Raw genomic sequence first — 12600 nt, 5'->3', positions numbered from 1 at the left:
GGGTGCGTGGTCGCAAAAATGTCATGATGGAGGGGAATGACGGTTTTCTCTGTCATTCCCCGAATTCTGTTGGTTGACGTGAGAAAAAACAGCGGCATAGTGCGAGCAGAAATGCGGCGCGATGTTTGAACGATTGCGTAAGCGCACAGTACAAAGAAAGGCGTAAAATGGAGAAGCCACTTAACAAGCAGGAACTGGTTGCTGCGGTAGCCGAGGAAGCCGATCTGGCCAAAGCCAAGGCTGGCGAAGTGGTTGATGCGGTTTTCGGTGCAATCGAAAAGGCGCTGGCAAACAATCAGGAAGTTCGCCTGGTCGGTTTCGGCACGTTCGTTACGGCGACCCGCAAGGCCGCCAAGGGCCGCAACCCCCGCACGGGTGAACCGCTGGACATTCCGGAATCCACGTCCGTGCGTTTCAAGCCGGGCAAGAACCTGAAGGAAGCGGTCAGCAAGTAAGACCGCCTGTTTTCAGGAAAAAAAAGAGGGGGCAATCCATTTTCCGGGTTGCCCCCTTTTTTGTAATCCCTTACTAGGGGCGCGGGCGATTAGCTTAGCGGTAGAGCATCTCGTTTACACCGAGAGGGTCGGCGGTTCGATCCCGTCATCGCCCACCATGTCTTCTCGTGTCAGCACGGGAACATGCCCCATGCGGGTGTAGCTCAGTTGGTTAGAGCGCCGGCCTGTCACGCCGGAGGTCGCGGGTTCGAGCCCCGTCACTCGCGCCATTATGGCGCACAGCCCATCATCATGTTCTGCACCACGCCAGATGCCATTGCACTGGCGTTTTTTTATGCCCGTTTTTCCACACGGAAAAATGAGAACAATAAATCGTGCTATTATGGTCATGACGGAATAGTGTTGACGGAAGCGTTACTGTATTCATCTTCACGGTAATGTTCATGACTGCACACGGTTAAGTAACTGTTCCCCCCACGGTGTTGGGTCTAGCATCCCTTCAGCCACACATAAGTCGATAAAGACACCGGGCGGCGTATTAACAGGTTGGGAACACGGAAGATGCATTCCGTTATCGCTGATTATTTACCCGTACTGATATTCGGGTGCATTGCTGTGGTGATCGCGGGGGCCATGCTGGGCAGTTCGCTGCTTTTTGGCCACCAGAAACCCTATGCCGAGAAAACGTCGGCCTATGAATGTGGTTTCGAGGCATTTGACAATGCCCGCCGCCGTTTTGACGTGCGGTTCTATCTGGTGGCGATCCTGTTCATCATTTTCGACCTTGAGGTCGCTTTCCTCTTTCCCTGGGCGCTCAGCCTGTCGCGCATCGGCTGGTTCGGCTTTGCTTCCATGATGGGTTTCCTCGGCGTTCTGGTGGTCGGCTTCATTTACGAATGGAGCAAGGGCGCGCTGGACTGGGATTGAGCATGACAAGGGGAGGCGCCCCAATGGGCAACGACGATACATCAGGGCCAGGCCGGCCCGCTGACAGCATTGCCTGGAACCGCGAGATGCTGCCCCCGGGGCCGGAGCAGGATGCGGTGATAAAGGGCATCACTGGCGAGATGACGGAAAAGGGCTTTGTCGTCGCCAGTCTCGACAAGCTGGTCAACTGGGGGCGCACGGGCAGCCTGTGGCCCATGTCGTTCGGGCTGGCCTGCTGCGCGGTGGAGATGATCCACGCCTACATGCCGCGCTATGACCTCGACCGCATGGGCATCATTCCGCGTGGCTCGCCACGCCAGTCCGATGTGATGATCGTGGCGGGCACGCTGACCAACAAGATGGCCCCGGCCCTGCGCCGCGTGTACGACCAGATGGCCGAGCCACGCTGGGTCATCTCGATGGGGTCATGCGCCAATGGGGGCGGGTATTACCATTATTCCTACTCCGTCGTGCGCGGGTGTGACCGGATCGTGCCGGTGGATGTGTACGTGCCCGGCTGCCCGCCCACGGCGGAGGCGCTGATCTACGGCATCCTGCAACTGCAGAAGAAGATCCGCAGGACAGGGACAATCCGCCGTGGCTGAGGCACAGAACCTTCCCGCAGGCCAGCCACGTGGGGTCACGGGCAGCCTGGGGGCCATCAGCTTCCGGCTTTCCACCACCGTGCCGGGCATCATGTCCGCCGGCATCGAAAAAGGCGAGCTGGTGGTGCGCACCACGCGTGACCGCCTGCTTTCGCTCATGACCATGCTGCGCGATGACCCGCTTTATGCCTGCCAGCAGGTGATGGACATATGTGGCGTGGATTTTCCCGACCGGGCCGAGCGGTTCGAGGTGGTCTACAACCTGCTCTCGGTTACCCATAACCACCGCATCCGCGTGATCGTGACCACGGACGAGACCCATCCCGTGCCGTCGGTGCACCAGCTCTGGCCCGCCGCCACATGGTGGGAGCGCGAGGCGTATGACCTGTTCGGCATCCTGTTCACCGACCAGCCGGACCTGCGCCGCATCCTGACCGATTACGGCTTCGAGGGGCATCCGCTGCGCAAGGACTTCCCGCTGACCGGCTATGTCGAGATGCGGTACGACGAGGAACGGCGGCAGGTGGTCTATGAGCCGGTCGATCTGGTGCAGGACTTCCGCAATTTCGAATTTGAATCGCCATGGGAAGGCATCCTGACCCTGCCGGGCGATGAAAAGGCGCATGCCGACCGCCACGACATCAAGCGAAAGGGCTGAGCCGATGAGCGATGTCACCCTGCGTAGCGATACGGACATTCCCGACAGCCTGCTGCCAGAAGAACCCGATGGCGAGGTGAAGCGCCATGTGGTGGAGATCGACTCCCACGCGCTGAACTTCGGCCCCCAGCACCCCTCCGCCCACGGCGTGCTGCGGCTGGTGCTGGAGATGGAGGGCGAGGTCGTGGCCCGCGCCATCCCGCATGTGGGGCTTTTGCATCGCGGCACGGAAAAGCTGATCGAATACAAGACCTACCCCAAGGCGCTGCCGTATTTCGACCGGCTCGATTACGTCTCGCCCATGTGCGAGGAGCAGGCCTTCGCGCTGGCGGTGGAAAAGCTGCTCGACATCGAGGCCCCGGACCGTGCGAAGTGGATTCGGGTGATGTTTGCCGAGATCACGCGTATCCTCAACCATATCCTTAACCTGACCTCCTTCGGGCTGGATTGTGGCGCGTTGACGCCCGCGCTGTGGGGATATGAGGAACGCGAGAAGCTCATCGAGTTCTATGAGGCCGCATCCGGCGCGCGCTTCCATGCCAATTACGTCCGCCCCGGCGGCGTGGCGCAGGACCTGCCCGCCGGGCTGGAGGAACGCATCGCCAACTGGGCGCGCACCTTCCCGCAATGGATTGATGACCTTGAAAGCCTGCTGACCAGCAACCGCATCTGGAAGCAGCGCACGGTGGGCATTGGCGTGTTCACCACCGAGCAGGCGCTGGCCTGGGGCTTCAGCGGGCCGTGCCTGCGGGCCTCCGGCGTGCCATGGGACCTGCGCCGCAGCCAGCCCTATGATAATTACGACAAGGTGCAGTTCAACGTGCCCGTAGGCCGCCAGGGCGACTGCTATGACCGCTACCTCGTGCGCGTAGCTGAGATGCGCGAGAGCGTGAAGATCATCAACCAGTGCCTCGAGCAGATCCGCCCCGGCCCGGTCAAGGTGCTCGACCACAAGATCACGCCCCCGCCACGGCGCGAGATGAAGCGCTCGATGGAGGCGCTGATCCATCATTTCAAGCTGTTTACCGAAGGCTATCACGTGCCTCCGGGCGCCACCTACACGGTGACCGAAACGCCCAAGGGCGAGTTTGGCGTGTATCTGGTGGCCGATGGTAGCAACCGGCCGTATCGCTGCAAGATCCGGCCCACGGGTTTTTCCCATCTCCAGGCAATCGACGAGATGTCGCGCCGGCACATGCTGGCGGATGCCGTAGCCATCATCGGGTCGCTCGACCTGGTGTTTGGCGAGATTGACAGGTGACCGACATGTCCACCCAGCCCACTGCGCCCACGGGCGCGGAACCGACCCATTTCGCATTTGATGCCGAGAGTGAGCAGCAGATCGCGGTGATCCTTGCCAAATACCCGCCCGAGCGCAAGGCAAGCGGCGTGCTGCCGCTGCTTTACGTGGTGCAGAAGCAGATGGGCCGCCAGACCGGCAGCGCGTGGATACCGCGCATTGCCATGGATGTGGTGGCCGAGCGCCTCGAGATGGCGCCGATCCGGGTGTACGAGGTCGCAACCTTCTACCTCATGTTCAACACGAAGCCGATCGGCCGCTATCACCTGCAGGTCTGCACCACCACATCATGCTGGCTGCGCGGGTCGGATGATGTGACGGCGGCGTGCAAGAAGGCCACCGGCATCAGGGCGTTTGGCGAGACCAGCACGGACGGGCTGTTCACCCTGACGGAGGTGGAATGCCTCGGCGCCTGCGCCAATGCGCCGATTTTGCAGGTTGATGATGATTACTACGAGGATCTCGATGGTCCGCGCACGCTTGAGCTGATCGAGGCGCTGAAGCGCGGCGAGCGCCCCACGCCCGGCCCCACCATCGACCGCCTCAATTCAGCCCCGGCAGGCGGGCGCAGGGTGCTGGTGGATGAGACGGCGGCCAAGCCGCAGGGACAGGGGTAAGGCGCATGTTGCAAGACAAGGACCGCATCTTCACCAACCTGTATGGCCAGGGTGACTGGACGCTGGCCGGGGCCCGCGCCCGGGGCGACTGGGATGGCACGGCGGAAATCCTGGCGCGCGGGCGCGATGCCATCATTGGCGAGATGAAGGCATCCGGCCTGCGCGGGCGCGGCGGCGCGGGCTTTCCCACCGGGGTCAAGTGGTCGTTCATGCCGCGCAAGAATGACGGGCGGCCGCATTACCTTGTCATCAACGGCGATGAGTCCGAACCCGGTACCTGCAAGGACCGCGAGATCCTGCGCCACGACCCGCACAAGCTGGTGGAAAGCGCGCTGATCGCCTCTTTCGCCATGGGGGCGCATGCGGCCTACATCTACATTCGCGGCGAGTTCTACAACGAGGCCATGCACCTCCAGCACGCCATTGACGAGGCGTATGAGGCGGGCCTGATCGGCCCGAACGCCTGCGGCTCGGGCTGGGATTTCGACTTCTACATCCACCGTGGCGCGGGCGCTTACATATGCGGCGAGGAAACGGCCCTGCTCGAAAGCCTTGAGGGCAAGAAGGGCCAGCCGCGCATGAAGCCGCCTTTCCCCGCCGCCATGGGCCTGTATGGCTGCCCCACCACGGTCAACAACGTGGAGAGCATTGCGGTTTCCGCCACCATCCTGCGGCGCGGGGGAGCCTGGTTTGCGGGGCTGGGGCGGCCCAATAACGCGGGCAGCAAGCTCATGGCCATATCGGGCCACGTCAACACGCCCTGCGTGTTTGAAGAAGAGCTTGGCGTGCCGATGCGCGAGATCATTGAAAAGCATGGCGGCGGCGTGCGCGGCGGGTGGGACAACCTGCTGGCCGTCATCCCCGGTGGCTGCTCGGTGCCCATGCTGCCGCGTGATGTGTGCGAGAGCGTGCTGATGGATTACGACAGCCTGCGCGCCGAAGGCTCCGGCCTTGGCACCGGCTGCATGATCGTGATGGACAAGTCCACCGACATCATCGCGGCCATCGCCCGGTTCTCGAAATTCTTCAAGCATGAGAGCTGTGGCCAGTGCACGCCGTGCCGCGAGGGCACGGGCTGGATGATGCGCATCATGGAACGCATGGTGGAAGGCCGCGCCGAGATCGAGGAAATCGACATGCTCGAGCAGGTCACCCGCCAGGTCGAGGGCCACACCATCTGCGCGCTTGGCGATGCGGCGGCGTGGCCCATACAGGGGCTGATCCGCCGGTTCCGTCCGGTCATGGAGGAACGCATCCACGCCTACAAGGCGGCGCATGGCGGCGGCCGACCGGTGCAGGTGCCCACCGGCCTTGTTGAAGCGGCGGAGTAGGAACAGTGGTCAAAGTAACCGTTGACGGTATTGTGGTCGATGTCGCGCCCGGTTCTTCCGCGTTGCAGGCGTGTGAGGCAGCTGGCAAGGAAATACCGCGCTTTTGCTACCATGAGCGGCTGTCGGTCGCGGGCAACTGCCGCATGTGCCTTGTTGAAGTATCAGGCGGGCGCAAGCCGGTGGCTTCATGCGGCTTTCCCATCAGCAATGGCATGCAGATCTTTACCGACACCGAGGTGGTGCGCCGTGCCCGCCGGGCGGTGATGGAGTTCCTGCTCATCAACCACCCGCTTGACTGCCCCATCTGCGACCAGGGTGGCGAGTGCGACCTGCAGGACCAGGCCTTCGGCTACGGGGCGGATCATTCGCGCTACCGCGAGAACAAGCGCGCGGTGACCGACAAGTATCTCGGCCCGCTGGTCAAGACGGTGATGACGCGCTGCATCCAGTGCACGCGCTGCATCCGCTTTTCCACCGAGGTGGCGGGCGTGCCGGAACTCGGCGGCGTGTCACGCGGCGAGAACCTTGAGATCACCAATTATGTCGAGAAGGCGCTGACATCCGAACTGTCAGGCAACCTGATCGATATCTGCCCCGTGGGCGCGCTGACCTCACAACCCTACGCCTTCAGCGCCCGCCCGTGGGAGCTCAAGCGCACGGACTCGATTGATGTATGCGACGCGGTGGGCACCAACATCGTCATGCAGGCCCGCGGGGCATCGGTGCTGCGCATCGTGCCGCGCATCAATGATGAAGTGAACGAGGAATGGCTGGCCGACAAGGGGCGCTTCGTGGTCGATGGCTTCCGCCGTCGCCGCCTTGACCGGCCCTGGGTGCGGGTGGACGGCAAACTCCAGCCCGCAGGCTGGGCGGATGCGTTCTCGCTCATCGCAACGCGCCTCAAAGGCGTGCCGGGTGCCCGCATCGGCGCAATCGCAGGCGACATGTGCGACGCCGAGAGCCTGATGGCGCTGAAAGACCTGATGGGCATGCTCGGCTCGCCCAATATCGACTGCCGTCAGGATGGCGCGCGTTACGATACATCCCGCCGTGACTTCTACACCTTCAATACCGGTATCGCAGGCATTGACGAGGCGGATGCGCTGCTGATCGTGGGCTCCATCCCCCGGCAGGAAGCCCCGGTGCTCAATGCCCGCATCCGCAGGCGGTTTGTCGATGCGGGACGGGGCAAATTCCCCATCGCCATGATCGGCGCGCCCAATGCCGACCCGACCTATACCGCCACCGTGCTGGGCGAGGGGCCGGACACGCTGGCCAAACTTGCGGCAGGCGAACTGCCTTTTGCCGAGGTGCTGGCCAACGCGAAGAACCCCATGATCATCGTGGGCCATGGCGCGCTGACCCGCCCCGACGGCCAGGCCATTGCAAAGGCCTGCTGGGATCTGGCGGTGCAGATGGATGCCATCCGCCCCGACTGGCATGGCTTCAACGTGCTGCACACGGCGGCGAGCCGCATGGCGGCCCTTGACCTTGGCCTCGTGCCCGGCCCGCAGGGGCGTGATGTGGCGGGCATGCTGGGCGGCGGGGTGGACGTGCTGTGGCTGATGGACGCCGATGAGTTCGCGGTGCATGACATCGGGCCGGACACCTTCGTCATCTATCAGGGCCATCATGGTGATGCGGGGGCCGCGCGGGCGGATGTGATCCTGCCGGGCGCGCTCTATGCCGAAAAACCGGGCACCTACACCAATACCGAAGGCCGCGTGCAACGCGCCTTCCGCGCGGTCATGCCGCCGGGGGATGCGCGCGAGGACTGGCGCATCCTGCGTGCCTTCTCGGAGGTGGCGGGCCGCAAGCTGCCCTATGACACGATCGAGGCCCTGCGCGCGCGGATGGCGCAGGCGCACCCGGCCTATGGGCAGGCGGAACATGCCCGCCTTGGCGCGGCGGACACGACCGCCCCGCAGCCGGGCAGCGTGGCAGTCGCGGCAACGCCCTTTCATCCGGTCATTGCCGATTATTACCTGACCCATGCCGTGTGCCGCGCAAGCCCGACCATGGAAACCTGTTCGGGGATTTACGTGCGCCCCGCAACCGAGGCGGCGGAGTAGGGACATGGCGGATTTCTTCTTTCACACCACGCTTGGCCAGCTTCTGCTGATCGTGCTGGAATCCCTTGCGGTGCTCGTGCCGCTGCTGTTGGGCGTGGCCTACCTTACGCTGGCCGAGCGCAAGGTGATGGCCGCGATGCAGTTGCGCAAGGGGCCGAACGTGAACGGTCCGTTCGGCGTGCTGCAGGCCTTTGCCGATGCCATCAAGATGCTGACCAAGGAGACGGTCATCCCGTCAGGCGCGAACCGGATGCTGTTCCTGTTTGCGCCCTTCCTCACCTTCTCGCTGGCGATGATTGCGTGGGCGGTCATTCCCACCGGCAACGGGCTGGCCATCGCCAACATCAACGTGGGCATCCTCTACCTGCTGGCCATCTCCTCGCTCGGTGTTTACGGCATGCTGATTGCGGGCTGGGCGTCGAACTCCAAATACGCCTTTCTCGGCGGGCTGCGGTCGGCGGCGCAGATGGTGTCGTATGAGGTGTCCATCGGGCTGGTGATCGTGTCGGTGCTGCTGGCGGTGGGCAGCCTCAACCTCAATGACATCGTGCTGGCGCAGCGCCATGTGTGGTTCTGCCTGCCCATGTTTCCGATGTTCATCGTGTTCTTCATCTCGGCCCTGGCCGAGACCAACCGCGCGCCGTTCGACCTGCCCGAGGGCGAGAGCGAACTGGTGGCAGGCTTTTTCGTGGAATATTCGGCGCTCGCCTTCGGCCTGTTCTTCCTGGGTGAATACGCGAACATGTTCCTCATGTCCGGCATGGTCAGCATCCTGTTCCTGGGTGGCTGGCTGCCGCCGCTGGCCATTGCACCCTTTACATGGATACCGGGGCCTCTGTGGCTGATCGCCAAGATCCTGTTCTGCCTGTTCGTGTTCATCTGGGTGCGCGCGACATTTCCCCGCTACCGCTACGACCAGTTGATGCGGCTGGGCTGGAAGGTGTTCCTGCCGTTCTCGCTGGCGTGGATGGTGCTGACTGCGGGGTTCCTGATGGTAACGGGCCTTCTGCCCGGAGGAGCTGGCTGATGAATGCGTTAACCAAAGCCGCCCGCTCCATGCTGCTGGCCGAGCTTGCGGCAGGCATGGGGGCAACGTTGAAGGCATTTTTCAAGCCCAAGGCCACGATCAACTACCCCTATGAGAAAGGCGTGCTTTCGCCGCGCTTTCGCGGCGAGCATGCGCTGCGCCGCTACCCCAATGGCGAAGAACGCTGCATTGCGTGCAAGCTGTGCGAGGCAACGTGCCCTGCCGAGGCGATCACCATCGAGGCCGAACCGCGTGATGACGGCTCGCGCCGCACCACGCGCTACGACATCGACATGACCAAATGCATCTATTGCGGCCTGTGCGAGGAAGCCTGCCCGGTGGATGCGATTGTCGAAGGGCCGAATTATGAGTTCGCGACTGAAACCCGCGAAGAACTGATGTACGACAAGGACAAGCTGCTGGCCAATGGCGACCGCTGGGAAAGCGTGCTGGCCCGCAGGCTCGAGCTTGATGCCCCGTACCGCTGAGCGCGCCCGGCCGCCCCGGCGCGTGCCGGAGTGGCAGAGCCAGCAGGAGGAAACATCCATGCGGCAGGAAACCTACCCATGATGACCCAGATTGTCTTTTACGTTTTTGCTGCGGTTCTGGTCCTGTCCGCCACCATGGTGGTGAGCGCGCGCAACCCCGTGCATTCGGTGCTGTTCCTGATCCTTGCGTTCTTCAACGCAGCCGGCCTGTTCCTGATCGCGGGTGCGGAGTTCCTGGCGATGACGCTGGTCATTGTCTATGTGGGCGCGGTAGCAGTCCTGTTCCTGTTCGTGGTGATGATGCTGGATGTCAACTTCACGCAGATGCGCGAAGGCGTGCAGCGTTATGCGCCCATTGGCGGGGTTGTGGGCGGGGTTTTGTTTATTGAACTGCTCATGGCGTTCATGCACTGGCGCGCGGCGACCAATATCGGGCAGATCGCGCATCTCGTGCCCTCGTCGCCCACGCGCACCAACACGGCGGCGCTGGGGGATGTGATCTACACCCACTACATCTTCCTGTTCCAGGCCTGCGCGCTGGTGCTGCTCGTGGCCATGATCGGGGCCATCGTGCTCACCCTGCGCGAGCGGCCCACAGGACGGCGGCAGAACATCGACCGCCAGCACGACCGCATGGTGGCGGACTCACTTGAAATGCTGCAGGTGCCGCTTGGCGCGGGCGTTGATGCGCAGGGCGGCTTCCTGCGCCCGCGTGAGAGCTATGACATCGCCGCCGTGCCCGGCACCTATGGTACCGCGGCCTGGAGCGAGGCGGAAGCACGTGACGCTGACGGCACCGCGCTGGTGATCAAGACGCCCGCAAATGGCACGAAAGGAGAGGGCGATGAATAGCCCGATTGAGGCCATCGGCCTGACACCCTACCTGAGCATTGGCGCGATCCTGCTGGTGCTGGGCGTGTTCGGCATTTTTCTCAACCGCAAGAACGTCATCATCATCCTGATGTCGATCGAGCTGATCCTGCTTTCGGCCAATATCAATTTCGTGGCGTTCTCGGCTGCGACCGGCGACCTGTCGGGGCAGGTGATGACCCTGTTCGTGTTGACCATCGCGGCGGCGGAATCCGCCATCGGGCTGGCCATTGTCACGGTGTATTTCCGTAATCGCGGCTCGATTGAAGTCGACGATATCACGATGATGAAGGGGTAAGGGACATGCAGGCGGCATCCTTCCTGTTTGAAGTCGCGGTCTTCGCGCCCCTGATCGGGTTTCTCCTCGCCGGTGGCTTTGGCCGCCTGATGGGCGACAGTGCTGCGCGGTTCACCACCATTGCCCTCATGCTGTGCGCGGCGCTGTCCGCCATTGGTGTGCTGGGCTTCGAGATGGGGGGCGTGAACCCGATTGTTGTGCCGGTAGCCGACTGGATCCACGCAGCAGGCTTTGAGGCCGACTGGCAGCTGCGCATGGACATGCTCTCGGTCAGCGTGGTGGCCATGGTCACCACCGTGTCGCTGCTGGTGCATGTGTACAGCGTGGGCTACATGGCGCATGAGGCGCAGCCGGTGTACCGCTTCTTCGCCTATCTCTCGCTGTTCACCTTCGCCATGCTCATGCTGGTCACGTCCGACAACCTGCTCCAGCTCTTCTTCGGCTGGGAAGGGGTGGGGCTCGCGAGCTACCTGCTGATCGGCTACTGGTATGACCGGCCTGCGGCCTGCGCTGCCGCCATCAAGGCGTTCGTGGTCAACCGCATTGCCGACCTGTTCTTCCTTGTCGGTATCTCGCTCATCTACATCCGGCTGGGCAGCGTGTCGTATGATGCGATCTTCGCCGCCATTCCCTACCACGTGCATGACACGTTCCAGCTTTTCGGCACGCATCCGCTGCTGGAGGTGATCGCCACCCTGCTGTTCATCGGCGCCATGGGCAAGTCGGCGCAGCTGTTCCTGCACACCTGGCTGCCTGATGCGATGGAGGGACCAACCCCGGTTTCCGCCCTTATCCATGCGGCCACCATGGTCACGGCGGGGGTATTCCTGATGGTGCGCATGTCGCCGCTGGTGGAACTGGCACCCGTGACGCGCGACCTGATCATTCTCATTGGTGGAACCACCAGCTTCTTTGCCGCAACCGTTGGGCTGGTGCAGCCCGACATCAAGCGCACCATTGCCTATTCCACCTGCTCGCAGCTGGGCTACATGTTCGTGGCCGTTGGCGTGGGGGCCTATCAGGCGTCGATGTTCCACCTCACCACGCATGCCTTCTTCAAGGCGCTTCTGTTCCTTGGGGCGGGCTGCGTGATCCATGCCGTGCATGACGAGCAGGACATGTTCCGCATGGGCGGGCTGTGGCGCAAAATTCCCTATACCTATGCCGCCATGTGGATTGGCAGCCTTGCACTTGCCGGTATCTTCCCGTTCGCGGGCTACTGGTCGAAGGACGCCATTCTGGAGGCGGCGTGGATGTCAGGCTCCTCCATGGGCCATTATGGCTGGGTCATGGGCTGCATCACCGCGTTCCTCACCGCGCTGTATAGCTGGCGGCTGATCTTCCTGGTGTTTCATGGCCAGCCGCGTGATGCGCACCTGCACGAAGGCGCGCATGAAAGCCCGCCGTCCATGATGGTGCCTCTCGCTGTCCTGTCGGTGGGGGCCGTGCTGGCGGGTGTGGTGCTGGCGCCGTTCTATGTGGGGGCCAACCAGGCCGGGTTCTGGGGTGGGACGATTGCCAGCCTGCCGGGGCATGACATCATGGAGCGCCTTGAACAGACACCGGGCCTGATTGCGCTGGTGCCGACCCTTGCTGGCGTTGCGGGCATTGCGGTGGCCTATCTGTGCTACATGGCAAGCCCCGGCATTCCGGCAGCACTCGCCCGCAGCCTGCGCCCGCTTTACCTGTTCCTGCTCAACAAATGGTATTTCGACGAGGTGTACGATGCCGTGTTCGTGCGCCCCTACCGCGCGCTGGCGCGGCTGTTGTGGAAGGGGGCTGACGAAGGGATTGTCGAAGGCATACCCGAAGGGCTGGCCAGGCTTGCCGCAGGCACTGCAGGCCAGGCCGTGCGGGTGCAGACCGGGTCGATGGCGGTCTATGCCTTTTCCATGCTGATCGGGCTGGTGGTGCTGCTGACCACCATCCTGTTCGCCAGCTAACCCCAAGGA

At 63.0% G+C, this 12600-nt stretch carries 13 protein-coding genes and 2 tRNA genes; all 15 read left to right on the top strand.

Going from position 1 to position 12600, the window contains the following annotated elements; genetic code table 11:
* Positions 1 to 167 precede the first annotated feature (167 nt).
* The 15 genes from DV027_RS03310 to nuoL all read left to right on the top strand — a co-directional run bounded on the left by DV027_RS03310 (position 168) and on the right by nuoL (position 12591).
* Positions 168 to 455 carry an HU family DNA-binding protein gene (locus DV027_RS03310; RefSeq protein WP_061272185.1) on the top strand — a complete coding sequence of 96 codons (288 nt, stop codon included), beginning with the start codon at positions 168 to 170 and terminating at the stop codon, positions 453 to 455.
* A gap of 83 nt (positions 456 to 538) precedes the next feature.
* A tRNA-Val gene (locus DV027_RS03305) sits at positions 539 to 613 on the top strand.
* Between the two features lie 34 nt (positions 614 to 647).
* Positions 648 to 724 (top strand) — tRNA-Asp (locus DV027_RS03300).
* Positions 725 to 1016: 292 nt separating this feature from the next.
* The gene (locus DV027_RS03295) at positions 1017 to 1382 is read left to right on the top strand and encodes an NADH-quinone oxidoreductase subunit A (RefSeq protein WP_061272187.1); all 366 of its coding nucleotides are present in this window, start codon (positions 1017 to 1019) and stop codon (positions 1380 to 1382) included.
* Positions 1383 to 1405: 23 nt separating this feature from the next.
* Positions 1406 to 1987, top strand: coding sequence for a NuoB/complex I 20 kDa subunit family protein (locus DV027_RS03290; protein ID WP_061272189.1), 582 nt, complete (start codon positions 1406 to 1408; stop codon positions 1985 to 1987).
* A 91-nt stretch (positions 1988 to 2078) separates the two neighbouring features.
* Positions 2079 to 2645 carry an NADH-quinone oxidoreductase subunit C gene (locus DV027_RS03285; RefSeq protein ID WP_408884446.1) on the top strand — a complete coding sequence of 189 codons (567 nt, stop codon included), beginning with the start codon at positions 2079 to 2081 and terminating at the stop codon, positions 2643 to 2645.
* Positions 2646 to 2649: 4 nt separating this feature from the next.
* Complete coding sequence (locus DV027_RS03280; protein ID WP_130730520.1) at positions 2650 to 3906, top strand: NADH-quinone oxidoreductase subunit D; 1257 nt, start codon at positions 2650 to 2652, stop codon at positions 3904 to 3906.
* Between the two features lie 5 nt (positions 3907 to 3911).
* Positions 3912 to 4562, top strand: coding sequence for a complex I 24 kDa subunit family protein (locus DV027_RS03275; RefSeq protein WP_130730519.1), 651 nt, complete (start codon positions 3912 to 3914; stop codon positions 4560 to 4562).
* Positions 4563 to 4567: 5 nt separating this feature from the next.
* Positions 4568 to 5893 (top strand): NADH-quinone oxidoreductase subunit NuoF, encoded by a 1326-nt coding sequence (gene nuoF, locus DV027_RS03270; protein ID WP_130730518.1) that lies wholly within the window; start codon positions 4568 to 4570, stop codon positions 5891 to 5893.
* Positions 5894 to 5898: 5 nt separating this feature from the next.
* Positions 5899 to 7965, top strand: a complete 2067-nt coding sequence (nuoG, locus tag DV027_RS03265) for an NADH-quinone oxidoreductase subunit NuoG (RefSeq protein WP_130730517.1) — start codon at positions 5899 to 5901, stop codon at positions 7963 to 7965.
* Positions 7966 to 7969: 4 nt separating this feature from the next.
* Positions 7970 to 8992 (top strand): NADH-quinone oxidoreductase subunit NuoH, encoded by a 1023-nt coding sequence (gene nuoH, locus DV027_RS03260; RefSeq protein WP_061272199.1) that lies wholly within the window; start codon positions 7970 to 7972, stop codon positions 8990 to 8992.
* Positions 8992 to 9480: an NADH-quinone oxidoreductase subunit NuoI gene (nuoI, locus tag DV027_RS03255; RefSeq protein WP_061272200.1), complete on the top strand. Its 489-nt coding sequence runs from the start codon at positions 8992 to 8994 to the stop codon at positions 9478 to 9480. The genes nuoH and nuoI overlap by 1 nt, the downstream gene beginning before the upstream one ends.
* A gap of 78 nt (positions 9481 to 9558) precedes the next feature.
* On the top strand, positions 9559 to 10332 hold the full coding sequence (locus tag DV027_RS03250) for an NADH-quinone oxidoreductase subunit J (RefSeq protein WP_130730516.1): 774 nt from the start codon (positions 9559 to 9561) through the stop codon (positions 10330 to 10332).
* Positions 10325 to 10648, top strand: a complete 324-nt coding sequence (gene nuoK / locus DV027_RS03245; RefSeq protein ID WP_078524400.1) for an NADH-quinone oxidoreductase subunit NuoK — start codon at positions 10325 to 10327, stop codon at positions 10646 to 10648. Before DV027_RS03250 ends, nuoK begins: the two co-directional genes overlap by 8 nt.
* A 5-nt stretch (positions 10649 to 10653) precedes the next feature.
* Complete coding sequence (gene nuoL / locus DV027_RS03240; RefSeq protein WP_130730515.1) at positions 10654 to 12591, top strand: NADH-quinone oxidoreductase subunit L; 1938 nt, start codon at positions 10654 to 10656, stop codon at positions 12589 to 12591.
* Positions 12592 to 12600 lie beyond the last annotated feature (9 nt).

The sequence above is a fragment of the Komagataeibacter xylinus genome (assembly GCF_004302915.1).
In the GTDB taxonomy this organism is placed as follows: Bacteria; Pseudomonadota; Alphaproteobacteria; order Acetobacterales; family Acetobacteraceae; genus Komagataeibacter; species Komagataeibacter xylinus_C.
Note: the sequence above shows the minus strand (reverse complement) of the source record. Positions and strands in the feature narration are given on the sequence as shown.

Bases quoted from the DNA above. Each gene is read 5' to 3' on its own strand.
- DV027_RS03310 (WP_061272185.1), top strand. From the start codon at position 168: ATGGAGAAGCCACTTAACAAGCAGGAACTGGTTGCTGCGGTAGCCGAG.
- DV027_RS03295 (WP_061272187.1), top strand. From the start codon at position 1,017: ATGCATTCCGTTATCGCTGATTATTTACCCGTACTGATATTCGGGTGC.
- DV027_RS03290 (WP_061272189.1), top strand. From the start codon at position 1,406: ATGGGCAACGACGATACATCAGGGCCAGGCCGGCCCGCTGACAGCATT.
- DV027_RS03285 (WP_408884446.1), top strand. From the start codon at position 2,079: ATGTCCGCCGGCATCGAAAAAGGCGAGCTGGTGGTGCGCACCACGCGT.
- DV027_RS03280 (WP_130730520.1), top strand. From the start codon at position 2,650: ATGAGCGATGTCACCCTGCGTAGCGATACGGACATTCCCGACAGCCTG.
- DV027_RS03275 (WP_130730519.1), top strand. From the start codon at position 3,912: ATGTCCACCCAGCCCACTGCGCCCACGGGCGCGGAACCGACCCATTTC.
- nuoF (WP_130730518.1), top strand. From the start codon at position 4,568: ATGTTGCAAGACAAGGACCGCATCTTCACCAACCTGTATGGCCAGGGT.
- nuoH (WP_061272199.1), top strand. From the start codon at position 7,970: ATGGCGGATTTCTTCTTTCACACCACGCTTGGCCAGCTTCTGCTGATC.
- nuoI (WP_061272200.1), top strand. From the start codon at position 8,992: ATGAATGCGTTAACCAAAGCCGCCCGCTCCATGCTGCTGGCCGAGCTT.
- DV027_RS03250 (WP_130730516.1), top strand. From the start codon at position 9,559: ATGATGACCCAGATTGTCTTTTACGTTTTTGCTGCGGTTCTGGTCCTG.
- nuoK (WP_078524400.1), top strand. From the start codon at position 10,325: ATGAATAGCCCGATTGAGGCCATCGGCCTGACACCCTACCTGAGCATT.
- nuoL (WP_130730515.1), top strand. From the start codon at position 10,654: ATGCAGGCGGCATCCTTCCTGTTTGAAGTCGCGGTCTTCGCGCCCCTG.